Annotated in this window: 18 protein-coding genes and 1 tRNA gene; 9 read left to right on the plus strand and 10 right to left on the minus strand. The window is 70.8% G+C overall.

What is annotated here, in order from left to right; genetic code table 11:
• Nucleotides 1–99: 99 nt before the first annotated feature.
• A complete protein-coding gene (locus tag AB0E91_RS13475; RefSeq protein ID WP_361779772.1) occupies nt 100–1245 on the minus strand; it encodes an SPFH domain-containing protein in 1146 nt (381 codons plus the stop codon).
• 171 nt (nt 1246–1416) lie between these two features.
• Entirely contained in the window at nt 1417–2712 is a 1296-nt protein-coding gene (locus AB0E91_RS13480; protein WP_361779775.1) for a peptidoglycan-binding protein, read from the minus strand.
• A 196-nt stretch (nt 2713–2908) separates the two neighbouring features.
• Here AB0E91_RS13480 and AB0E91_RS13485 point away from each other — a divergent pair.
• The 3 genes from AB0E91_RS13485 to AB0E91_RS13495 all read left to right on the plus strand — a co-directional run bounded on the left by AB0E91_RS13485 (nt 2909) and on the right by AB0E91_RS13495 (nt 7278).
• A tRNA-Lys gene (locus AB0E91_RS13485) sits at nt 2909–2982 on the plus strand.
• A gap of 325 nt (nt 2983–3307) precedes the next feature.
• Entirely contained in the window at nt 3308–5344 is a 2037-nt protein-coding gene (locus AB0E91_RS13490) for a glycosyltransferase family 2 protein (RefSeq protein ID WP_361779778.1), read from the plus strand.
• Nucleotides 5341–7278, plus strand: coding sequence for a kelch motif-containing protein (locus AB0E91_RS13495; RefSeq protein WP_361779781.1), 1938 nt, complete (start codon nt 5341–5343; stop codon nt 7276–7278). The genes AB0E91_RS13490 and AB0E91_RS13495 overlap by 4 nt, the downstream gene beginning before the upstream one ends.
• 87 nt (nt 7279–7365) lie before the next feature.
• Here AB0E91_RS13495 and AB0E91_RS13500 read toward each other — a convergent pair whose 3' ends face one another.
• From AB0E91_RS13500 to AB0E91_RS13510, 3 genes are all read right to left on the minus strand, one after another.
• Nucleotides 7366–8364: a glycoside hydrolase family 6 protein gene (locus AB0E91_RS13500; protein ID WP_361779784.1), complete on the minus strand. Its 999-nt coding sequence runs from the start codon at nt 8362–8364 to the stop codon at nt 7366–7368.
• 149 nt (nt 8365–8513) lie between these two features.
• A complete protein-coding gene (locus AB0E91_RS13505; RefSeq protein WP_361779787.1) occupies nt 8514–9191 on the minus strand; it encodes a class F sortase in 678 nt (225 codons plus the stop codon).
• Between the two features lie 16 nt (nt 9192–9207).
• On the minus strand, nt 9208–9882 hold the full coding sequence (locus AB0E91_RS13510; protein ID WP_361779790.1) for a hypothetical protein: 675 nt from the start codon (nt 9880–9882) through the stop codon (nt 9208–9210).
• A gap of 158 nt (nt 9883–10040) precedes the next feature.
• Between AB0E91_RS13510 and AB0E91_RS13515 the strand changes: the two genes are divergently transcribed.
• Nucleotides 10041–10343: a hypothetical protein gene (locus AB0E91_RS13515; RefSeq protein WP_361779793.1), complete on the plus strand. Its 303-nt coding sequence runs from the start codon at nt 10041–10043 to the stop codon at nt 10341–10343.
• 37 nt (nt 10344–10380) lie between these two features.
• Here AB0E91_RS13515 and AB0E91_RS13520 read toward each other — a convergent pair whose 3' ends face one another.
• The 3 genes from AB0E91_RS13520 to AB0E91_RS13530 all read right to left on the minus strand — a co-directional run bounded on the left by AB0E91_RS13520 (nt 10381) and on the right by AB0E91_RS13530 (nt 13840).
• Nucleotides 10381–11160 (minus strand): HAD-IIA family hydrolase, encoded by a 780-nt coding sequence (locus AB0E91_RS13520; protein WP_361779796.1) that lies wholly within the window; start codon nt 11158–11160, stop codon nt 10381–10383.
• Between the two features lie 61 nt (nt 11161–11221).
• Complete coding sequence (locus AB0E91_RS13525; RefSeq protein WP_361779799.1) at nt 11222–12403, minus strand: hypothetical protein; 1182 nt, start codon at nt 12401–12403, stop codon at nt 11222–11224.
• A gap of 288 nt (nt 12404–12691) precedes the next feature.
• On the minus strand, nt 12692–13840 hold the full coding sequence (locus AB0E91_RS13530) for an ROK family transcriptional regulator (RefSeq protein WP_361779802.1): 1149 nt from the start codon (nt 13838–13840) through the stop codon (nt 12692–12694).
• A gap of 48 nt (nt 13841–13888) precedes the next feature.
• On the opposite strand from AB0E91_RS13530, the gene AB0E91_RS13535 reads away from it, so the two are divergent.
• From AB0E91_RS13535 to AB0E91_RS13545, 3 genes are all read left to right on the plus strand, one after another.
• Nucleotides 13889–14962: a Gfo/Idh/MocA family oxidoreductase gene (locus AB0E91_RS13535; RefSeq protein ID WP_361779805.1), complete on the plus strand. Its 1074-nt coding sequence runs from the start codon at nt 13889–13891 to the stop codon at nt 14960–14962.
• A complete protein-coding gene (locus AB0E91_RS13540; protein ID WP_361779808.1) occupies nt 14962–15441 on the plus strand; it encodes a heme-degrading domain-containing protein in 480 nt (159 codons plus the stop codon). The genes AB0E91_RS13535 and AB0E91_RS13540 overlap by 1 nt, the downstream gene beginning before the upstream one ends.
• 158 nt (nt 15442–15599) lie before the next feature.
• Nucleotides 15600–16484, plus strand: a complete 885-nt coding sequence (locus AB0E91_RS13545) for an LLM class F420-dependent oxidoreductase (protein ID WP_361779811.1) — start codon at nt 15600–15602, stop codon at nt 16482–16484.
• 10 nt (nt 16485–16494) lie between these two features.
• Here the strand turns inward: AB0E91_RS13545 and yidC are convergent, their stop codons facing one another.
• Nucleotides 16495–17202, minus strand: a complete 708-nt coding sequence (gene yidC / locus AB0E91_RS13550) for a membrane protein insertase YidC (RefSeq protein WP_361779814.1) — start codon at nt 17200–17202, stop codon at nt 16495–16497.
• Nucleotides 17203–17410: 208 nt separating this feature from the next.
• Nucleotides 17411–17728, minus strand: coding sequence for a DUF6412 domain-containing protein (locus tag AB0E91_RS13555; protein ID WP_361779817.1), 318 nt, complete (start codon nt 17726–17728; stop codon nt 17411–17413).
• Between the two features lie 136 nt (nt 17729–17864).
• Here AB0E91_RS13555 and AB0E91_RS13560 point away from each other — a divergent pair, with 136 nt between their 5' ends.
• Together AB0E91_RS13560 and AB0E91_RS13565 are read left to right on the plus strand one after the other, a co-directional pair.
• The gene (locus AB0E91_RS13560) at nt 17865–18893 is read left to right on the plus strand and encodes a hypothetical protein (protein WP_361779820.1); all 1029 of its coding nucleotides are present in this window, start codon (nt 17865–17867) and stop codon (nt 18891–18893) included.
• 93 nt (nt 18894–18986) lie between these two features.
• Nucleotides 18987–22106, plus strand: a complete 3120-nt coding sequence (locus AB0E91_RS13565) for a DUF3427 domain-containing protein (RefSeq protein ID WP_361780144.1) — start codon at nt 18987–18989, stop codon at nt 22104–22106.
• Nucleotides 22107–22125: the final 19 nt, after the last annotated feature.

Below are 22125 nucleotides of genomic sequence, written 5' to 3' on the forward strand. Positions count from 1 at the left end.
TGAGCCGTGCAGTAGGTCTAGACCAAGTGCCAGATTATTACCGGTAGTTGAACATGTCCATACCGTGCGCACACCCCGCCGGGCTCCGGGCGGCGGACCTCAGGCGGGCTCCCCGCGCCCCGAGCAGAACGCCACCGTCAGGTCCCGCACCAACGCCTTGCGCTCGTAGTCGTCCAGCTCGACCAGACCGCGCACGGTCAGCCGGGTCACCGTGTCCTCCACGGAGTCCACGACCGAGCTGAGCATCGTGGCCCGCTGCTGGGCGTCCAGGGCGGCGATGCGGCGCCGGTGCATGGCGGCGGCCACCTCGGGGGCGTACTCCACCCGGAGCGGCCGTACCGAGAACACCTCCAGACCGGCCGGAGCCGCGTCGCCCGCCACCAGCCGGGTCAGCACCTCCGCCGAGGCGTCCGCACCGGCGCGCGTGCCGCCCGGCGCCTCCACCGGCACCCGGGCGAGGGCCGCCTCCACGCACTCGCGCAGATAGCCCTCGTGGTCCTCGATGCCGAGCAGCGCCCGCGCGGTGTCCCGCACCCGCCACACCACCAGGACCGCCACCCGCAGCGCCACCCCGCTCGCGTCCGCCGCCGGGATCGCCTCGCTGCGCCAGTGCCGCAGCCGCACGTCCGCCCGGCGCCGCCGCAGCAGCGGGTTCACCCAGAGCAGGCCGGTACGGCGGACCGTCCCCCGGTAGCGGCCGAACATCCCGAGCACCCAGGCCCGCCCGGTCCGCCCCCGGGCCAGCCCGGCGAAGCCGAACAGCCCGACCGCCCCGGCCCCGGCGTACGCCGCCCACTGCGCGGGACCGAGCGGCGCGCCCGCGTACGACGGCAGCCGCAGCGACTCCAGGGCGAGCGGCGGCAGCACCCCCGCCCACCACGAGGTGGCCAGGCACCCGGCGGCCCCGCCGAGCCCCGCGCACACCCCGGCCGCGCCGGGCAGCACCCGCGCCGGGCGCTCCACCAGCTCCGGGTCGGCCGGGGGCGCCGGGCGGGGGCGCCCCGTCCGCACCGGCTGCGAGAGGCGCGGCTGCTCGCCGGTGCCCTGTCTGCGGCCCACCACGGCGGGTTTGAGCGGGACCGGTTCGGGGGCCGGGTCGTCGCGGAAGAGGAGATGGACGGGAATCTCGGTGGTCACCTCGTTGTGGATCAGCCGGGGTGGCCGGTGTCCTGCCGTGCCCAGGGGGGCCGGTGCGTCCTCGGGCTGTTCCTCGGACTCGTGCGTGTGCGGTGCGGTCGTGCTCATGGGTGCCTCCAGCCTCCGCGCCAGATGCGTCATGACAAAGGGGTCTGCACTAGGGGGTCTGCAAAGGGGTGGGTGACGGGGGTGGGTGTGGGGGTGGGTGACGGGGTCGGGTCGGGCGGTGCCGGGGGCGTCCGGCTCCGCGTCCGTGCGGTCGCGGCCGCGGCCGCGCGGCTAGGTGAACAGGCGGCGCCAGGTCTCGGGCCCCGGGTAGCCGTCGGCCTGTGAGCCGCGCCAGCCCTGGGCCTTCTGGAACGCCTCGACGGCCCGCCGGTCGGACTCGCTCCAGCGGGGTCCCGGGCCGGTGGCGTAGTAGCTGCCGAATCCTTTCTTCACCAGCTGCTGCCCCAGCCGCGTGACGTAGACGTTGTTCGCGCCCGGCCGGAAGTAGTCCCGGCCGGGGAAGGCGGGCACCGATCCCGGCGCCGTCTTGACGGGCGGGATGTCCTTGCCGGCCTTGGTGACGAGCAGCTCCCAGGTGCGCGGCCCCGGCAGCCCGTCGGCGGCCGGGCCGGTCCAGCCCTGCGCCTTCTGGAACGCCTCGGTGGCCTTCCGGTCGGACTCGCCCCAGACCGGCCCCGGGCCCTTGGCGTAGAAGGAGGCGCCGCCCCGCGCGATCAGCATCTGACCGAGCTGGGTGACGTACTTGTTGTTGGCGCCGGGACCGAAGTACGAGGCGCCGGGGAAGGGGGTGAGCGCGCCCCCGGTGGCGGGCTCCGAGCCGGACGTCCCGCTGGTGACGTTCCTGTAGCGGTAGGGGACGTACTTGGTGGTGTTGTTCCAGTAGGGGTACGGCGTGCTCTGGCGGCGGGTGTGCGGCGGGGTCTGCTCGTAGCCGGTGTAGGCGGTGTGGGTGTAGTCGGTCCAGCCGCCGAAGATCACGACGTGGGAGCCGTTCTGCGGGTCGGCGGCGTTGTGGAAGAGCAGCATGTCGCCGGGCTCCAGCTGCTCCTTGGTGATCCTGACGCCGAACTGGGCGAGGCTGCCCGTCCACTCGTTGGAGAGCAGGCCCCAGGCCATGGAGACATAGCCCGAGCAGTCCTGGCGGTAGCCGTCGGACCAGTACCGGGTCGTGCTGTACGGCACCTGCGCGTCGACCCACAGCTTGGCCCGGTTGATGATCTGGGTCCGGGTCAGCGCCGGGGAGCGGCTGGCCGGGGGCTTGGCGGTGCCGGTCCCGAAGAGCGGGGCCGCGCCGCCCTGCGGGGTCCCGGCCGAGCCGTCGGCCGCCGAGCCGTCCGCCGCCGGGCCGCCGGGCCGGGCCGGGGCGTGCGGTGCGGCCAGGGCGACGGCCTGCGGGGCAGCCCCGAGGGCGGCGGACGCGGCGGCCACGACCGCGGCACCGCGGGCCGCCGGGCGGCCGTGGAGACCTCCGGGCGACGGACGGGGCGCCGTCCGCCGCCCGAGGACACAGCCGGGGCAGTCGCAGTCGCTCACGGGCTCGATTTCCTCGAACACCGGAACGATCATGCGATCTACCTCACATTCGGGGTGGATTTGTCCGCGAGTGTGCACGTCGATCAGTCTCACAACTGTCGGCGGGACGCGCATGTTGACGGTCCGAATGATGTACGGCGGCCCCCTGAAGGGCGGCGGAGCGATCAGGGGCGGCCGGAGGTGGTCGGAGGTACCCCTCCAGGTCATGTAGAGTTTTCTCTGTCAGCAGGCGCCGCTAGCTCAGTTGGTTAGAGCAGCTGACTCTTAATCAGCGGGTCCGGGGTTCGAGTCCCTGGCGGCGCACAGACAACGATCAGGCCCCTCGCGTAAGCGGGGGGCCTGATCGCGTTGTGCGGAACATGAACACTTTTGACCGGTAAACACCGCGTTTCGCATCTTGCGATCATGCTCGACGCCGTAGAACCCTGTTGTCCATCATGCCGTGGAAACACGGCAGTTGGGGGTTTGGTACCGATGGTCGACCGGCGGGAGGGGGCCCGCCGACTGAGCGGCGCCGAGGGGGATGCCGCGCTTGACCGGAGTTCACCGTCCCGCGACGGCCGAGGGGGCACCGGCGGGGCGGACGACCGACGAAACACGCGTTGACCCGCGTGTGGGGGGATCACTCATGACGTCGACGCCGCAGGGCGCCCGGCAGAGCCATGACCAGAGCGACGGTCCGTCGCGGACCACGCGGCCGCACACCGTCCAGCACCGGGACGGCCAGTTCCGCAGGATCAGGAGGAACCTGCCCAGATACGACTACGAGCACTACAGCCGCCTCGCCGGGCCACTGACCCAGCCGCCGCCCGGCCGGCCCTACACCGTGCGCTACCGCTCGCTGCTCGCGCAGGAGCCGCACCGTATACGCGCGGCGCTCATGCTCGGCGCCGCCCCGCTGCTCTCGCTCGTCCTGCTGGCCTGGCTGCTCCAGCCGGAGCACTGGACCGAGCGCGACTATCCCACCTACGCCTTCCTGCCCGCGCTGGACACGGTGATGCTGGTCTCGATCGGCCTGATCGAGTTCTTCCGCTGTGTGAACGTGCTGTCCAACGCGCACGCCACCCTCGTCGCCCGCGACCCGGTGCCGGTGGTGCCCGAGACCGGCACCCGCGTGGCGTTCCTGACCACCTTCGTGCCCGGCAAGGAACCGCTGGAGATGGTCACCCGCACCCTGGAGGCCGCCGTCCGACTGCGCCACCAGGGCCTGCTGCACGTCTGGCTCCTCGACGAGGGCGACGACCCGGCCGTCAAGGAGGTCTGCGCCCGCCTCGGCGTCCACCACTTCACCCGCAAGGGCGTGGAGCGCTGGAACCGCCCCGAGGGGCCGTACCGCGCGAAGACCAAGCACGGCAACTACAACGCCTGGCTGGAGGCGCACGGCGAGGAGTACGACTTCTTCGCCTCCGTCGACACCGACCACGTCCCGCTGCCCAACTACCTGGAGCGGATGCTCGGTTACTTCCGCGACCCGGACGTCGGCTTCGTCATCGGCCCGCAGGTGTACGGCAATTACGACACCTTCGTCACCAAGGCCGCCGAGTCGCAGCAGTTCCTCTTCCACGCGCTGATCCAGCGCGCCGGGAACCGGTACGGCGGCCCGATGTTCGTCGGCACCTCCAACGCGGTGCGCATCAGCGCGATCCGGCAGATCGGCGGGCTGTACGACTCGATCACCGAGGACATGGCCACCGGCTTCGAGATGCACCGGACGAAGAACCCGGCCACCGGCCGCAAGTGGAAGTCCGTCTACACGCCCGACGTGCTCGCGGTCGGCGAGGGCCCGAACGCCTGGACCGACTTCTTCACCCAGCAACTGCGCTGGTCCCGGGGCACGTACGAGACGATCCTCAAGCAGTACTGGAAGGGCCTGTTCACGCTGCCGCCCGGCAAGCTCTTCAACTACACGATGATGATCGTGTTCTACCCGATGTCCGCCCTCAACTGGATTCTGGCGGCGCTCAGTTGCGCCCTGTTCCTGGGCCTGGGCGCCTCGGGCGTGAACATCGACCCGACCGTGTGGCTGATGCTCTACGGCAACGCCTCCGCGCTCCAGATCGGCCTGTACATCTGGAACCGGCGGCACAACGTCTCCCCGCACGAGCCGGAGGGCTCCGGCGGGGTCGCGGGCATGGTGATGTCGGCACTGTCCGCGCCGGTCTACGCCCGCTCGCTGATGGACGCCGTACTGCGCCGCAAGAGCCGCTTCGTGGTGACGCCCAAGGGTGATTCGGCCAGCCCGGACACGCTGTTCGGGACCTTCCGCATCCACTGGTTCTTCATCGCGGTCTTCGCGGGGTCGCTGGCCGCGGGCTTCGTGCTCGGGCACGCGCATCCGGCGATGATCACCTGGGCGGTGTTCGCGCTGCTGATCACGGCGGCGCCCGTCTTCGCGTGGCGGTACGCGCTGTGGCGGGAGCGGCGGGCGGCGGACCCGGCCGAGGTCGAAGCCGGAGTCGAGGTCGACGTCGAAGCCGGAGTCGGAGTCGGAGTCGACGTCGAAGTCGCGGATGGGATCAAGGCCGCGGACGAGGTCGAGGTGGTGGCCGAAGGCACCCCGCAGATCCCGCACCCCCGGCCCGTCTGGAACGGGCCACCACCGGACGGCCGGCGCGACGACACCCTGCCGATCGCCCTCGGCGGACTCGGGGGGCGTAAGGAATGAGGAACCACACCGGGCGCCGCCGGGTCCGCCGGCTCGCCATGGGCAGCGTCGTCGTGCTCGCGCTCGCGGGGATGAACGGCCCCTGGCTCTACCGCTTCGGCACCGCGCAGTACCACCAGTACAAGATCAACGAGCCCGAGTACAAGGCGGCCAACGGCCACTGGGACGTCATCGACTTCCCCGAGGAGTACCGCCAGGACACCATCCACGCGGCGCTGCTGCACACCGGCAAGGTGCTGCTGGTCGCCGGGTCGGGCAACAACCAGGACAACTTCGACCGGAAGAAGTTCGACACCCGGCTCTACGACCCGGTCAAGGGCACGATCAAGAAGATCCCCACGCCCAGCGACCTGTTCTGCACCGGCCACACCCAGCTCGCCAACGGCAACCTGCTGATCGCGGGCGGCACCAAGCGGTACGAGAAGCTCAAGGGCGACGTCACCAAGGCCGGCGGCCTGATGATCGTCCACAACGAGAACCCGGACAAGCCGGTGACCGTGCCCGCGGGCACGAGGTTCACCGGGCGGACGAACGGCAGAACCTTCGTCTCCAAGGACCCGGTGCTCGTCCCGCGCGCGAAGAAGGTCTTCGACCGCAAGACCGGCAAGTTCCTGCGCAACGACCCCGGTCTCGGTCGCATCTACGTCGAGGCGCAGCGCAGCGGCGCCAAGTACGAGACCGGTACGCAGGACAACTACCGCATCCAGGGCCTGAAGGGCACCGACGCGCGCAACACGTACGGCATCGCGCAGAAGCTCGCGCTCGACAAGAAGGACTTCCAGGGCATCCGCGACGCCTACGAGTTCGACCCGGTGGCCGAGCGGTACATCAAGGTCGACCCGATGCACGAGGCCCGCTGGTACCCGACGCTGACCACCCTGTCCGACGGCAAGATCCTCAGCGTCTCGGGGCTCGACGACATCGGCCAGCTCGTCCCCGGCAAGAACGAGGTCTTCGACCCCAAGACCAGGAAGTGGACGTACACCAAGAAGATCCGGCAGTTCCCGACCTACCCGGCGCTGTTCCTGCTCCAGAACGGCAAGATCTTCTACTCCGGATCGAACGCGGGCTACGGCCCCGACGACGTGGGGCGCGTCCCGGGCGTGTGGGATCTGGACAGCAACGAGTTCAGCGTCCTGCCGGGGCTCAGCGACCCGGACCGGATGGAGACCTCGGGGACCGTGCTGCTGCCTCCGGCCCAGGACGAGCGGTTCCTGGTGATCGGTGGGGGCGGGGTCGGCGAGTCCGCGCAGTCCAGCAAGAAGACGCGGCTCATCGACCTCAAGGCCAAGCAGCCCCGCTTCACGGACGGGCCCGAGCTGGAGAAGGGGACCCGCTATCCGCAGTCCTCGATCCTGCCCGACGACACCGTCCTGGTCTCCGGCGGCTCGGAGGACTACCGGGGGCGCGGCGACTCCAACATCCACCAGGCGCGGCTCTACCACCCCGACGGCAACAGCTTCACCCGTGTCGCGGACCCGCTGGTCGGCCGGAACTACCACTCCGGCTCCCTGCTGCTCCCGGACGGCCGCGTGCTGTTCTTCGGCTCCGACTCGCTCTACGGCGACAAGGCGAACACCAAGCCGGGGGTGTTCGAGCAGCGGGTCGAGGTCTACAGCCCGCCGTATCTCTACCGGGACGCGCGGCCGGAGTTGAGCGGTGGGCCCAGTGTCATCGCCCGGGGAGCCTCGGGGACGTTCACCTCGCGGCACGCGCAGAGCATCCGGAAGGTGCGGTTGATCCGGCCCAGCGCGTCCACGCATGTCACGGACGTGGATCAGCGGTCCATCGCGCTGGACTTCAAGACGGCGGGGGATCGGCTCACCGTGACGGTGCCGGGGAGCCGGAATCTGGTGCAGTCGGGGTGGTACATGCTGTTCGTGGACGACGACCAGGGGACTCCGTCGGTGGCGCGGTGGGTTCGGGTGCCGTAGCGCTGCCGCTGGGGCTTGGTGGGGAACTGCGGTGCCATGACGGGTGCGGCTTTCGTCGTGGCTTGTCGCGCAGTTCCCCGCCCCCCTTTAGGGAGTTGCTGCTTCCGCCAGTTTCAAGGCGTAGCTTGGCCACCAATCTCCCGCCTTCGGGCCTCCCTTGCACGTGCCGTCCGACTCCCCTGGGCGCTTGACCCACAAGTAGGCGTCCACCAGGGGGTCGGCGGTTTTCGTGGTCGGGGTGGCACCCAAAGCCCGCCCCGGCGGGTTGCACCAGCGTTCGGCCGGATCGCCGCCCGTGTAGGGGCCGTTGCCGTTGCGGCTGGTGTCGATCACGAAGTGTTTGTCGCCGACCTTGGCCGAGAGGCGTTTGCCGTAGGTGAGGGAGTCCTCGGTGGAGTAGAAGTTGGAGACGTTCACGGCGAAGCCGTCCGCGCGGTCGATGCCGGCCCGGCGGAGGGGGTCGTGGATCTGGTCGGGGTGGCCCCAGCCCGCGTTGCCCGCGTCGAGGTAGACCTTGGTTTTCTTCAGGGACTTGAGGCGGTTCACCGCGCCGGAGAGCAGGTCGTAGCGCTCCTCGTGGAACTCGGCGGGGGTGCAGCCGTCGACCAGGTGCAGCAGGGCGTCCGGTTCGAGGATCACGGTGGCGGGGCGGTCCCCGATACCCCGGGCCACGCCGTCGATCCAGGCGCGGTAGGCGTCGCCGTCGGCCGCGCCGCCGCTCGAGTACTGGCCGCAGTCGCGGTGCGGGATGTCGTAGAGCACCAACAGGGCGGTACGGTTTGAGCGTTCGGCGGCCTCGGTGAAGCCGCGTGCCTCCCGCTCGGGGCTCTCCGGGCCGATCCACTCCCCCGTGGGCTGCTCGGCGATCCTGCGTATCCGGTCGGCCTCGGTCTTTCTGCCCGCCTTCTCGTAGGCGGCGACCTGGCGGGCCGCGTTGCCGTCCGGGTTGACCCAGAACGGGTCTTCCGCGCGGGGCTGTTGGGTGATCCGGGCCCCGGTGTCCTTGTTCCCGGCGTCCTTGTCCCCGGGGTCCTTCGAGGAGCACCCCGCCGCGAGCAGCGCCGCCCCCAGCAGCACCGCGGACATCCGTGCCCGTCCCGAAGGACGGTCCCCCCTGCCGTCGTACATGCGATTCCCCCCTGGAGCGCATCCGGTCGGGTATCAATCGTGGCATACCGGTCCGGACGTCACGAGGTCGTCCAGGAAAGGGAGTTGATGGTTTCGGGCAGCCGGGGTCAGGGGCCGGTGGCGGTGAGGTACGCCGAGACGACCACGTTGGCCGTGTAGCTCCGGGTGGTGTGGTCGAAGGTGCCGCCGCAGGTGATCAGGCGCAGCTCGGCGCGGCCGGGCCTGCGGGGGCCGTAGGCGCGGTCGGCGTCGAAGCGGGTCAGGGGGATCACCTGGACGTCGTCGATGGTGAACTCGGCGACCCTGTTGTCCGCGCGGACGACGCGGACCTTCTCGCCGGGCTTGAGGGTGCTGAGCCGGTAGAAGACGGCGGCCCGGGTCGTGGTGTCGACGTGGCCGACCAGCAGCGCGGTGCCGACGGCGCCCGGCGCGGTTCCGGCGCCGTACCAGCCGACCACGCCGGGCTGGTCGAAGGGCGGCGGGACGATCGCGCCCTTGCTGTCCAGGCCGCGTGACATCACCGGTGCCTGGACGGCGAGTTGGGGGATGTCGAGGCGCTGCGGGGCGGAGGCGGTCAGCGGCTTCGCCGGGGCGGGCAGGGGGGTACCGTCGTACGCCCTGCCGAGCCCGGCCAGGTCGCCGGCCGCGGTGTCCGGCAGTCCGGTCACCTCGCGGCCCCACAGCCACAGCCCGAGGAGCAGGACCGCCCAGGCCGTGATCATGACCAGCCGGCCGGTGCCGGAGGTGTGCGCGCCCTCGCCGGACGCGGTGGATTCATCGGGCATGACGGATTCCGTGCCCTCAGTCGGTGCCGCGTCTCCGGCGGGACCGGAGCAGGACGACTCCGGCCGCCGCGCAGCCCGCGAGGGCCAGGCCGCTCAGCGCCTGCGCGGCGCCGGGGCCCGAGCCGGTGGGGGCGACCGTGGCGAAGAGGGTGTCGCCGTCGCCGTCCGCCGTGACGCGGTGGGCCGTGACGCCCTGCGCCATGCCGCCGCCGCCCGCGTGGACCGGGGCGATGGGCGAGGCGGCGGTCAGGGGCTCCTCGGCGGAGTCCACCGCCGGGTCGTCGGGGCCGGTCGCCCGACCGGAGTCACCGACGGGCCGTCCCGCGTCCCCGGCGGGCCGGTCGGCCACCGTGATCCGGCTGGTGAACGCGTAGTCGGCACAGGTGACCTGGACGTCGTACGCACCCGCCTTCAGCGCCGTACGGACCCGGGTGTCCCCGGCGAGCGCGCCCCCGATGCCGGTCAGCCGGGCGGCGGAGACGAACGCGGACGACACCGCGCTCCCCTGCGTGCTGGAACAGCCGCGCACCCGCAGGGACACGTCGGTGCCGGGGGCGGGCGAGGCCGGGGACACGGTCACACCGCCGTCCGCCGCGTGGGCGGCGGTGAGCACGGTGGGGGCGAGCCCGGCGGGAGCGAGGGCGGCCGCCGCCAGGAGCGGCACACAGAGAGTGAGGCGAGCTGAGCACATCGTGAACCTCCAGATATCTGGAGGCTCCCCCGAGCGGAGCGCCCCCGCATCCCCGGGAGGGGGACGCTTGCTCCGTTCGGGTGGGGGCGGAATGATTCCGGGTTTGACGAGCCGGTGGCCCCTCCCACCGGCGGCCGGATTCCGGGAGTCGGGGACAGATGGCGGCGAACGTGCGCATCACCAGGCGGGGCGCTGCCGCGGCCCTGGGAATCGTCTACGACTGGGAGATCGACGACAGCGTCACAGGGCATGTCCTCCTCCGCACGGACACCGAAGAGGTCCGCCCCTGCACACCGGACGCCGTACCGATCGGCGACATGCTGGCGCGCAGGGGCTCGGGGAACGTGGAGAACCCGGACCCGGCGACCCGGGTGGACTTCGTCGTGGTGGCCGCCGCGCTGTTCCAGGAGTGGAAACGCGCGGGGCGGCCACCCGAGACCGTGACGCGGACCTACTGGTGACGCGCGTGCTTGTGCGGGCGGTGGGCGAACCGCCTGCTCAGACCAGGTCGATCAGGTCCGCGATCGAGTCGACGACCTTGGAGGGGCGGTAGGGGTAGCGGTCGACCTCGTCGGGCTGGGTGACGCCGGTGAGGACGAGGAAGGTGCGCATCCCGGCCTCCAGGCCCGCGAGCACGTCGGTGTCCATCCGGTCGCCGATCATCGCGGAGGTCTCCGAGTGGGCGCCGATCGCGTTGAGCCCGGCCCGCATCATCAGCGGGTTGGGCTTGCCGACGAAGTACGGCTTCTTCTTGGTGGCGGCGGTGATCAGCGCGGCGACCGAGCCGGTGGCGGGCAGCGCGCCCTCGATGGAGGGGCCGACGTTGTCCGGGTTGGTGGCGATGAACCGGGCGCCGTCGTTGATCAGCCGGACGGCCTTGGTCATGGCCTCGAAGGAGTACGTACGGGTCTCCCCGAGGATCACGAAGTCCGGCTCGTGGTCGGTGAGGATGTAGCCGACGTCGTGCAGCGCGGTGGTCAGCCCGGCCTCCCCGATGACATAGGCGCTGCCGCCGGGCCGCTGCTCGTTCACGAACTGGGCCGTGGCCATCGCCGAGGTCCAGATGTTCTCCACCGGCACGTCGAGGCCCAGCCTGCGCAGCCGGGCGTGCAGATCACGGGCCGTGTAGATGGAGTTGTTGGTCAGCACCAGGAACGGCCGCTCGGCCTCCCGCAACTTCTTCAGGAAGGCATCGGCCCCGGGAATCGGAACACCCTCGTGAATCAGCACCCCGTCCATGTCGGTGAGCCACGACTCGATGGGCTTGCGGTCTGCCATGTAGGTCTCCGTCTCCCGGCTTGAGTGCGGTGCAGACCCCAGCGTAGTGAGGGTGACTGGGTCAGGGGCGGGGGCGGGGGCGGGGGTGCGTGCGGGGACGCCTGCGGGCGATCAGGAACGCGACGGCACCGAGGGCGAGGAGGACGGTGGTGGTGGCGAGGAGGGGGAGGGCGGGGGTGGGGCCGGTGGCGGCCAGTTCGGCGGGGGCGGTGGAGTCTGCGGGCGTTTCCGGGTCCTCCGAGCCTTCCGGGTCCTCGGCGGCCTCCGTGTCTTCCGTGATCTCCGGGTCCGTTACGTCGTCGGAGGTGGAGGGGGTTCCGGGGACGGAGGTCTCGGGGGTCCCTGGGGCTTTGGAGGTCGGGGTGGGCTGGGGGGTGGTCGGGTAGACGGTGGGGCCGGGGGATTCGGTGCCGGTGAGGGTCGGGGCCGGGGTGAGGGCGGGGTGGGTGCCGGGCGGGGTGAGGGCGGTGGCCCGGGTGTCGGCGGGGGCGGGTGTGCCCGGGGTGGTGGCGGCGGGGGTCCGCGGGTTCGCGGTACCGGGGGTGGTCTCCCGCGCGGCTCCGGTCTCGGCGGTGCCGGGGCCGACGGTGCCGGTGGGCATCCCCGCCGGGGCTGTAGACGCTGTCGGCGCGGTCGGTGCCGTCGGCGACTCGCCCTCCCCGCTCTCCTCACCTCTCTCCTCCTCCCCGCTCCCCTCCTCGGTGACGCCGAACCGATAGGCGTTGGACTCCCCCACCCAGTCCCCGTCGTCGCCCTTCCGCTGGATCACGGCGGCGTTGGCGGTGACCTGTTCGGGGGTGGCGTCGGGGGCCAGGGCGAGGCGCACCTTGACGCTCACCGTCCTGCCGGGGGCCACCGTGAACCCGCCGAACCCGTCGCCCTCCAGCACCCCGATCAGCTCCTGCTCGTCGGTGGTCACGAACCGTACGGGCCACGCCCGGGAGCCGTCGTAGAAATCCATCCTGGGCTGTACGGGCTTCAGCACGCGCCGCTCGTCGGTGAGGACGACGACCGGGTGGACTCCGGTGCAGGTGTCCTTGGTGGTGTTGGTGAGGTCGATGTACCAGACGCCGTAATCGCCGCCCGCCGCATAGGAGTTGGGGCCGCCATGGATACGGGTCTCCAACGGGAAGGACCGCCCGTCACCGGAGGGCGCGCACCCGGCCGTGGTGGCGGCGTGCGCGGCGGAGGGGTTCAGCGGGAGCAGGACAACGGCCGAGGCGAGGCAGAGAACGGAAGGCAAGGAGACCAGAGGAGGCAAGGAAGCAGACGATCGCATGACCCTATGAACTTCCCGCCCCAGCGCACCCGGCCGCCCCCACCCCCCGAGCGACACGACAACTCCGCCCGATCAGTGGAGCCCAACTCCCCCAACCGGAGGCCACAGCCCCTGGACCCGAGGCCGCCGACGGCGAGTACACCCCACAGGGGACACCCGCACTCGACGACGAAAGTTGTACGGGCGGTGCGGGTGGGAACGAAACAGCCGCCGAAGGCGAAGCCGAGGCGGCAGACCCCCGAACACCCCGCCCTACCCCTCCCCCCGCCCGAACATCGCCCCCAGCAACAACTGCCCCGCCCCCACAGCCACCCCCCGCTCCCCGCCGGAGGCAACCCGCACGGGCACCGCCCCCGCCGCCTCCCCCGCCCCCACAGCCCGTCGAGCCCGCCCGGTCAGCACCTCGCTCACCCCCCGCACATACGCCGAGGGATCACCCGCGACCGTCCGCCCCCCGAGCAGCACAAGGTCGATGTCCAGCAACGACACCAGATTCCCCGCGCCAACCCCCAGCACCCGCGCGGCCTCAGCGGTCTCCCCCCGCGCCACGGCCGCCAGGCACAACGCCTCCACGCACCCCCGGTCCCCACACGGACACAACGGCCCGTCGAGCTGAAGCACCTGGTGCCCGAACTCCCCCGCCCCCGTCCGCACCCCCCGGTGCACCCGTCCCCCGATCACAAGCCCCGCGCCAAGCCCCGTACCGAGGTGGAGGTAGGCGAAGGACCCACCCTCGCCCGCCGCCGCGAGGCCCAGCGCGGCGGCATTCGTGTCCTTGTCCACCACGACCGGCACCCCCAGCCGCTCGGCAAGCGCGTCGCGCAGCGGAAACCCGGCCCACTCGGGAAAGCCGGTGACCCGGTGCAGTACGCCCCGTACATGATCGAGCGGACCGGGCAGCGCGACCCCGACACCGAGCAGCGTGGAGGTGTCAGCCGGCGACGACCCGCCCAAAGACCCCGTGACCAACGCCGACACCTCGGCCGCGACCAGATCGAGCACCGCGTCCGCACCCCCGCCGAGCCCGACCGTGCCGTACCGCTCTCCCACCACGTTCCCGTTCAGATCGAGCAGCACCGCACGCAGCTCGTCCCGGTCCAGGTGCACACCGACCGCGTGCCCGGCCTCGGGGACGAGCCGCAGCACCGTACGCGGCTTGCCCCCGGTCGAGGCCCGGCGCCCGGCCTCCGCCGCGAACCCCTCGTCCCGCAGCCGCGCGGTGATCTTGCTGACGGCCTGCGGGGTGAGCCCCGTACGCTCCGCCAGCTCCAGGCGGCTGATCCCCTCCGCCCCCGCCCCGCGCAGCAGATCGAGTACGAGCGCGGTGTTGTGGGACCGCACCGCGAGGAGGTTCGCTCCCACCGGGCCGGGGCCGCTCTTCGTCCTGTTCACAGGGTCCATTGTCCCTGCGGCTTGCACTTTGGCAACAGCGTTGCGAAAGTGGGCGGCATGACTGCTACCCCACTCCGCGTCGGCCTGATCGGCTACGGCCTCGCCGGCTCGGTCTTCCACGCCCCGCTGATCGCCGCCACCGACGACCTCGTCCTGGACACGGTCGTCACCGCGAACCCCGAGCGGCAGGAGCAGGCCCGCGCCGAGTTCCCGGACGTGCGCGTGGCCGCCACGCCCGAGGAGCTGTTCGCCCGCGCCGACGAGCTGGACCTGATCGTCATCGCGTCCCCGAACAAGACGCACGTCCCGCTCGCCACCACCGCCCTGAAGGCAGGCCTGCCGGTCGTCGTGGACAAGCCGATCTCCGGCACCGCCGCCGAGGCCCGCGAGCTGGCCGCCCTCGCGGACGAGCGCGGTGTGCTGCTCTCCGTCTTCCAGAACCGCCGCTGGGACAACGACTTCCTCACGCTGAAAAAGCTCGTCGAGGACGGCTCCCTCGGCGACGTCTGGCGCTTCGAGTCCCGCTTCGAGCGCTGGCGCCCGCAGCTCAAGGGCGGCTGGCGCGAGTCCGGCGACCCGGCCGAGATCGGCGGTCTGCTCTACGACCTCGGCAGCCACGTCGTCGACCAGGCGCTGGTCCTGTTCGGCCCGGTCACCGAGGTCTACGCCGAGGCGGTCGTCCGCCGCGACGGCGCCGAGACCGACGACGACACGTTCATCGCCCTGACCCACGCGAGCGGCGTCCGCTCGCACCTCTACGTCTCCGCGACCACCGCCCAGCTCGGCCCCCGCTTCCGGGTGCTCGGCTCGCGCGCGGGCTTCGTGAAGCACGGCCTGGACCCGCAGGAGGCCGCGCTGCGTGACGGCGCCCGGCCGAACACGGAGGCCGCCTGGGGCGTCGAGGAGACGGAGCTGTGGGGCCGCCTCGGCTCCGGCGAGTCCCCGGTGACCGGCGGCGGCACCGCCGTGGAGACCGTGCCCGGCGACTACCCGGCGTACTACGCGGCCGTCGCCGCCGCCGTACGCGGCACCGGCCCCAACCCGGTGACCGCCCTGGAGGCCGCCGAGGCCCTCGACGTCCTGGAAGCGGCCCGCCGCTCCGCCCTCGACAAGGTGACGGTGACCTTCTGATGACTTCTACTCCCGCACCGGCCCCGAGCATCGCGGAGCTGGAGGAGCAGGAACAGCGCCTGGTGTTCCGTACGTTCACGTACGACGACGCCTGGGCCCTCGGCTCGCTCCTCGTCGAGCTGGGCCGCGAGCGCCAGGCACCGATCGCGATCGACATCCACCGCGCGGGCCAGCAGCTCTTCCACGCCGCGCTGCCCGGCTCCACCCCGGACAACGACGCCTGGATCGCCCGCAAGCGCCGGGTCGTGGAGCGGTACGCCGCCGCGTCGTACCTGGTCGGCTCCCGCTTCCGCGCCAAGGGCACGACCTTCGAGGAGTCCTCGCGGCTCGACGCCGACCAGTACGCGGCGCACGGCGGCTCGTTCCCGATCACGGTCGACGGCGTGGGTGTCGTCGGCTCGGTGACGGTGTCGGGGCTGCCGCAGATCGAGGACCACCGGCTGGTGGTGGAGGCGCTGGAGCGGTTCCTGGCGGCCTGACCGGTGTCGGCGGCCCGACGGTTGCGGACGGGCTGACTCCTCCCACCCGTCACACGCGCCCCGGGATTACCGCGCGGCTCCCTCCGGTTGGGACCGGTGTGCACGACGATCGAGTACCGACGATCGACGGCACCAACCCAGCCGGAGGGACAGACCCGATGAGCGAGTCGACGAGCGAACGCATCGCCAAGGACGCGATCGGCCGGTACGGCGTCTGGAGCGTGGGACTGCGCTCCGAGGACCCGGACCGGCGCGACGCGATCGCCGAGGCGGCGGCCGAACTGGAACAACTCGGCTACGGTACCGCCTGGTTGGGCGGCAGCAGCGCCCCGCGCCACGCCCTCCCGCTGCTCGGGGCGACCTCCCGTCTGGTCGTCGGCACGAGCATCCAGAGCATCTGGCAGTACGACGCCGCGGAGAGCGCGGCCCAGTTCTCCGAGGTGGACTCCACCTACCCCGGCCGCTTCCTGCTCGGCCTCGGCGTGAGCCACGCCAGGCTGGCGGAGCAGTACAAGCGCCCGTTCTCGGCGCTGGTCTCGTACCTCGACGAGCTGGACAAGGCTGGTGTCCCGGCGGGGCGCCGGGTGCTGGCCGCGCTCGGCCCGAAGACCCTGGAGCTGTCCGGCACGCGCGCCCTGGGGGCGATCCCCTACCTGGTCACCCCCGAGCACACCGCCGAGGCCCGCGACATCCTGGGCCCCGAGCCGCTGCTCGCCCCGGAACTCGGCGTGATCCTGGAACCCGACCCGGCCCGCGCCCGCGCGCTGGCCCGCGGCCATGTCGCGATGTACCTCCAGCTCCCCAACTACACCAACACCTGGCGCCGCCTCGGCTTCACCGACGCCGACCTCGCCGAGGGCGGCAGCGACCGCCTGATCGACGCCCTGTACGCCTGGGGCGACCCCGACCGCATCCGCGACCGCGTCGAGTCCTTCCTCACGGCGGGCGCCGACCACGTCGCCCTCCAGGTCGTCGAGGAGGACGCCTCCCGCGACGACCTGCCGCGCGAGGCGTGGCGCAGGCTGGCCTCGATCCTCTTCTGAGGTACCGCGGTTACAGCAGGGCCCGCTCCGCCGCGCTCCACGCCGCACTGGTGACGACGTACAGCGCGGCGGCGAGCGGCACGACCGCGACGGTCACCAGCGTGAGGAAGGACATGAACGGCATGACCTTCCCGACGGTACCGAGCCCGGGAACGGATGCTTCCGCCTCCTGCGTCATGACGGGGTTCTCGGCCGCCGTCCGCTTGGTGGTCCGGTAGTTGACGGTGGCGACGGCCGCGACGACGGCGAACAGGACGAGGTAGACCACCCCGGCCGCCCCGAACACCCCGCCCGCGCCGAGCGCGTCGGCCCAGCGGCCGCCGAGCGGGGCACCGAACAGGTCGTGCGCCAGCAGGCCGTTGCTCCCGCCGCCGATCGTGGTGCTGGAGAACAGGTGGTACAGCAGGAAGAACGCGGGCAACTGGAGCAGGCTCGGCAGCAGCCCCGCGAACGGCGACACCTTCTCCTCCGCGTGCAGCTTCGCCACCGCCTCCCGCAGCCGCTCCGGGTCCTTCCCGTGCCGCGTCCGCAACTCGGCGAGCCGCGGCCGCAACGCCGCCTGCGCCCGCCGCCCGCGCGCGGCGGCCCGGGACAGCGGATGCACGAGCAGCCGTACGAGCGCGGTGAACAGAACGATCGCGGCGGCGGCCGCGGAGGCGTGACAGAGCGGCTGCAGCAGACTCGCGAGCTGCTCGACGAGCCGGGCGAAGACGGACATGGGTGGACCCTCCGGAGTGGGGTGCGTCGTGCCGGGTGCGGCGGAATGGCATGGCGGCATGACGACTCACGCGGGAGGGCGGGACGCCCGAGAACCGGAACCCCGAGAACCGGAGTCCGAGAACTGACACCCGAGAACTGACGGCCGAGAACTGACGGCCGGAAACCGGCTCGGAAGCCGATCGGGGTGTGGGTCTTCTCGGTTTGCCCTACGCGTGGATCGCCGCGAGGGCGCGCCCCGGGGCCCGGGGCCGGCGGCGGCCGGCCGCGTCGGGATCACGCTGCGGCAGGAAGGCCGTACGCCGGTCCCGGTCGCGTATCGCCGTACGGACGCGGGTGCGGGGCACGGCGGGGACACGGCGGGCGACGAGCGAGCAGACGGCGAGCGCGGAGGCGGCCGCGGTGGTCGCGGCGAGGGCGACGGCGGCGGAGAGCGCGCCGGTGCCGAGGAGGGCGGCCTGGAGCAGCAGGAGCTGCACGAAGACGAGCGGAAGAACGACCGACCGCACGGACACCACCCCCTCCATTCGTTGATCTCTCTTTCTGGAACGCGGGAGATCGGCGCCCGGTTCCGGATTCGAAGAGGAATCCCGGAATTCCCCCGAAGGCCGATGCCGGACGCACCCTGCACCTGTGTCGGTGGTCGGCAGTACGGTGTCATCCATGCGCCCCGACACGCCTGCCGAGAACGTCGACCACACCGCTGAGGCGGCACGCCTGGAGCGGACCGCCGGACTGTATCCGGAGGACGCGGAGGCGCTGCTGCTGCGCGCCGCGGCCCACCACGAGCTGTCCGGCGACCGCCCCGCGGCGACCGCGCTGTACGACCGCCTACTGTCCGGCACCGCCCCGCTGGACAACCCGCAACTGGTCCGCGCGCTCAAGGCGTCGAACCTGTGGGAGTACGGCCACGAGGCGGAGGCCCGCGCGATCATCGACGGTATCCGCCTGGCCGCCCCGCGCGACGCGGCGCCCTGGGTGATCGTGGCGGAGTCGCTGGAGTCGCACGACGAACTGGAGCCGGCGCACGAGACGTTCACAGAGGGCGCGCGGTTGTTGCTGGGCAACGGCCCGGAACGCCCGCCGTACGCGACGCACGCCCTGCTCTTCGGCCGTCACCGGGTCCGCCGGATGCTGGGCCTGCCCCACGACGACTGGGACGGCCTGGCCGACACCCTGCACGCCTCCCCGGTCTCCCTGGACGAACTCCACGACCCCAAGCGCGTCTGGTCCCTGGGCTCGGACAACCCGGCCGAACTGGAAGCCGAGATCTCCCGCCTCCGCGCCGAACTCGACACGGCCCGCGAGGCCCTCTCCCGCCCCTTCCCGGTCGCCGTCCTCCACTGGCCCGCCCCCGAACTCACCGAACTCCTCACGGCGTTCCCCACCCTGACCGCCGAATACCCCACCCACACCCACCACCTCCAGACCATAGAAACCTCCCTCCGCGAACTCGCCGGCTCCGGCACCCCCAACCTCGGCATCGTCACCGGCACGGTCCCGTCGTACGAGGCCTTCGCGGCATCGGAGGGAGCGTCCCCGTCCGACGCGGCCCTGCTGCCGCAGTACGCGACGACTCTGGCGGCGCGGGGGCTGGCGGCGGAGTGGCCGCCGGAGGTGGGGGCGGGGTGTTGGTGTGGGTCGGAAAATCCGTACACCGACTGTCATGGTGGCCACACTGAGAGTTCCTGAAGCTATCGCTGTCAGTGGCTGCTGTTAAAACAGATGCACATTGACAGGTAGTTGAGGGGGTTTGCGGTGGCCGAGGGGCACGAGTCAGGGCAGCTGTCCGCTGGGGTGTACGAAAAGTTGATCACCCAGGACTTTGAGAAGGAGCTGGGCCAGCTCGAGGCCATGGGGTGGAAGGCCATCGATGCGCCGGTCAGCGCGGAGTCGTCGCCCCATGTGCTGGCCCGACACATCGGTGAGCTGGTTGCGCAGCGACTCAACCAGCTCCCGGCGGATAAGCGGGTGCCGTTCGCCAATCAGCTCCTGACCTCGTTGGCCGCACAGACCACCGACCAGGGTGACCCGGAGCCGATCAGCACGCTCATCGAAGGACCCCGCCAGCTTCTCGCGCTCGCCGAACAGGAGGCGCCTGGCGCCTATGCGATCCGGCCGCTGACGCCGCTGTCCGAAGCCTCGCTGCTCACGAACTCGCCCGAGGACCTGAGCCTGGGCACCGAGCTCCGGGCCGAACTCGCTACGGCAGACCGCATCGACCTGCTGTGCGCCTTCGTCAAGTGGTACGGCATCCGCGTCCTCGAAGACGCCCTGCGTGCCGCCAAGGAACGCAACGTACCGATCCGCGTCATCACCACCACCTACATGGGCGCCACCGACCGCCACGCCCTGGACCGCCTCGTGCGCGACTTCGGCGCCACAGTCAAGGTGAACTATGAGATCCGCTCGACTCGGCTGCACGCGAAGGCGTGGATGTTCCGGCGGAAGACGGGGTTCGACACGGCCTATGTCGGCAGCTCCAACCTGTCGAGGGCCGCGCTGCTCGACGGCCTCGAGTGGAACGTACGGCTGTCATCCGTGGCCACACCCGCGGTGCTCGACAAGTTCGAGGCAACCTTCGACGCGTACTGGAACGACATCGCCTTCGAAACGTATGACCCTGATCAGCACGGCCAGCGCCTTGACGAAGCACTCGCTCAGGCGAGTGGCACGAGCAGTGGGACTGACCTGAAGATCAACCTCTCCGGCCTGGAAGTACGGCCGTTCCCCCATCAGCGGGACATGCTGGAGCGCCTCACCGTCGAGCGTGAGCTGCGCGGGCGGCACCGCAATCTGCTGGTCGCCGCCACGGGAACGGGAAAGACCGTCATGGCGGCGCTGGACTACCGCGGCCTGCGGAAGAATTCGGACGATGGGCCGCCCAAGCTCCTGTTCGTGGCCCATCGCAAGGAAATCCTGAAGCAGTCGCTGCGCACCTACCGCGAGGTGCTGGACGATGCTTCCTTCGGTGAGCTGCTGCACGGCGGCCAGGACCCGCGCGAATGGAACCACGTCTTCGCCAGCGTCCAGTCCCTCAACGTGCAGCGCCTTGAGCAGTTGGCTCCCGACCACTTCGACGTCATCGTCATCGACGAGTTCCATCACGCCACCGCATCTACGTATCGGCGGGTCATCGACCACTTCAAGCCCAAGGAACTCCTGGGGCTCACTGCCACGCCCGAGCGGATGGATGGGCGGAACGTCCAGGACGAGTTCTTCGACGGTCGGATCGCGGCCGAAATGCGTCTCTGGGAAGCCCTGGAGAACGATCTCCTCTGCCCGTTCCACTACTTCGGCGTCCCGGATGGAACGGATCTGACGAACCTACAGTGGCAGAAGGGTTCGTACACCGACCTGGACCTCGACAAGCTCTACACGGGCAATCATGCGCGCGCCCGGATCGTCGTGAAGCAGATCCAGGACAAGGTCTCCAATCCCGGCGCCATGCGAGCACTGGGATTCTGTGTCACCAAGGCACACGCCCGCTTCATGGCGAACTTCTTCCGCGAGGCTGGCTTTCAGGCTGTTGCGCTCGACAGCGACTCGCCGGCTGACGTGCGCTCCCAGGCCCTCACTGGCCTGCGCGACGGCAAGCTCCAGGTGATTTTCTCCGTCGACCTCTTCAACGAGGGCCTGGACATCCCGGACGTCGACACGTTGCTTCTCCTGCGCCCGACCAACAGCGCCACTGTCTTCCTTCAGCAGTTGGGCCGGGGCCTCAGGCGCACCGAGTCGAAGCCCGTCCTCACCGTGCTCGACTTCATCGGCCAGCACAGGGCCGAGTTCCGCTTCGAAGAGCAGTTCCGCGCCATGACGAACCTGTCACGGAACCGGCTCATTGACCACATCGAGCACGATTTCCCCCAGCTCCCCTCCGGCTGCCAGATCATCCTGGAGGGCAAGTCCAAGGACTACGTTCTCGGCAACATCCGCACCCAGATCGGTGCGACGGTCAAGACGCTGGTGAAGGAGGTGAAGACCTACGCCACGCCGCGGCTCGCCGACTACCTCCGCGAGAGCCGCCGGGAGATCAAGGAGCTGTACAAGAGCGACAACTCCTGGACCACTATTCTGCGCCGTGCTGGCCTGCTGGAGGAAACGGCCCCCGCCGAAGAAACGGCACTGCTGAAGCGGGTCCACGCCTTCCTTCACGTGGACGACCCTGAGCGTGCGGATGCTTACCGTCGTCTGCTCCAGGACGACGCTCCGTCCTACGACGAGTTGAGCCCGCTCAACCAGGCATACGCACGGATGCTGTTCTTCAACATCTATGACAACGCTGGCGGATTCACCACCTACCAGGAGGGGTTGGAATCCCTGCGCCCGCAGAAGGCCTTCCGTGACGAACTCACGCAGTTGCTCTCATACGTCATCGAGCGGGCTGATCACTTCCCCATCCCACTCTCTGGCCGACTCAGCCAGGTACCGCTGAAGGTGCACAGCTCCTACAACCGCTCGGAAGTCCTTGCGGCCCTCGGCGTGGCCCGCTTCGGTGGCCAGATGCCGCGCACTTTCGCGCAGGGTGTGCAGTGGGTGGATGAGCTCCAGACCGATGCCCTTCTCATCACTCTGGAAAAGAACGAGAAGGACTTCTCGCCCACGATCAGGTATAAGGACTACGCGCTCAGCCCCACGCTCTTCCACTGGGAGTCACAGAACGCGATCTCTCCCGAATCCCGTACGGGCACGCGTTATCGGCAGCACGAGCAGCTTGGCAGCACGGTTCTTCTGTTCATGCGGAGGTACAAGGACACCGACATAGGCAAGTCCCAGCCGTGGATGCTTCTCGGCCCGGCCACGTACGTGGAGCACACCGGCAGCAAGCCGATGGCTATCCAGTGGCGCCTGGAGCATCAACTGCCGGCCGATGCGTGGACGTACTCGGCCATCATGGCGAGCTGAGAAGGCTCCAGGACTCCCT

It is taken from the genome of Streptomyces sp. NPDC026659, assembly GCF_040638245.1.
In the GTDB taxonomy this organism is placed as follows: Bacteria; Actinomycetota; Actinomycetes; order Streptomycetales; family Streptomycetaceae; genus Streptomyces.

Coding starts and splice junctions, on each gene's coding strand:
- AB0E91_RS13515 (WP_361779793.1), top strand. CDS start 10,041: ATGGCGGCGAACGTGCGCATCACCAGGCGGGGCGCTGCCGCGGCCCTG.
- AB0E91_RS13475 (WP_361779772.1), bottom strand. CDS start 1,245: ATGAGCACGACCGCACCGCACACGCACGAGTCCGAGGAACAGCCCGAG.
- AB0E91_RS13545 (WP_361779811.1), top strand. CDS start 15,600: ATGAGCGAGTCGACGAGCGAACGCATCGCCAAGGACGCGATCGGCCGG.
- AB0E91_RS13480 (WP_361779775.1), bottom strand. CDS start 2,712: ATGATCGTTCCGGTGTTCGAGGAAATCGAGCCCGTGAGCGACTGCGAC.
- AB0E91_RS13540 (WP_361779808.1), top strand. CDS start 14,962: ATGACTTCTACTCCCGCACCGGCCCCGAGCATCGCGGAGCTGGAGGAG.
- AB0E91_RS13560 (WP_361779820.1), top strand. CDS start 17,865: ATGCGCCCCGACACGCCTGCCGAGAACGTCGACCACACCGCTGAGGCG.
- AB0E91_RS13490 (WP_361779778.1), top strand. CDS start 3,308: ATGACGTCGACGCCGCAGGGCGCCCGGCAGAGCCATGACCAGAGCGAC.
- AB0E91_RS13530 (WP_361779802.1), bottom strand. CDS start 13,840: ATGGACCCTGTGAACAGGACGAAGAGCGGCCCCGGCCCGGTGGGAGCG.
- AB0E91_RS13500 (WP_361779784.1), bottom strand. CDS start 8,364: ATGTCCGCGGTGCTGCTGGGGGCGGCGCTGCTCGCGGCGGGGTGCTCC.
- AB0E91_RS13505 (WP_361779787.1), bottom strand. CDS start 9,191: ATGCCCGATGAATCCACCGCGTCCGGCGAGGGCGCGCACACCTCCGGC.
- AB0E91_RS13535 (WP_361779805.1), top strand. CDS start 13,889: ATGACTGCTACCCCACTCCGCGTCGGCCTGATCGGCTACGGCCTCGCC.
- AB0E91_RS13495 (WP_361779781.1), top strand. CDS start 5,341: ATGAGGAACCACACCGGGCGCCGCCGGGTCCGCCGGCTCGCCATGGGC.
- yidC (WP_361779814.1), bottom strand. CDS start 17,202: ATGTCCGTCTTCGCCCGGCTCGTCGAGCAGCTCGCGAGTCTGCTGCAG.
- AB0E91_RS13510 (WP_361779790.1), bottom strand. CDS start 9,882: ATGTGCTCAGCTCGCCTCACTCTCTGTGTGCCGCTCCTGGCGGCGGCC.
- AB0E91_RS13520 (WP_361779796.1), bottom strand. CDS start 11,160: ATGGCAGACCGCAAGCCCATCGAGTCGTGGCTCACCGACATGGACGGG.
- AB0E91_RS13555 (WP_361779817.1), bottom strand. CDS start 17,728: ATGGAGGGGGTGGTGTCCGTGCGGTCGGTCGTTCTTCCGCTCGTCTTC.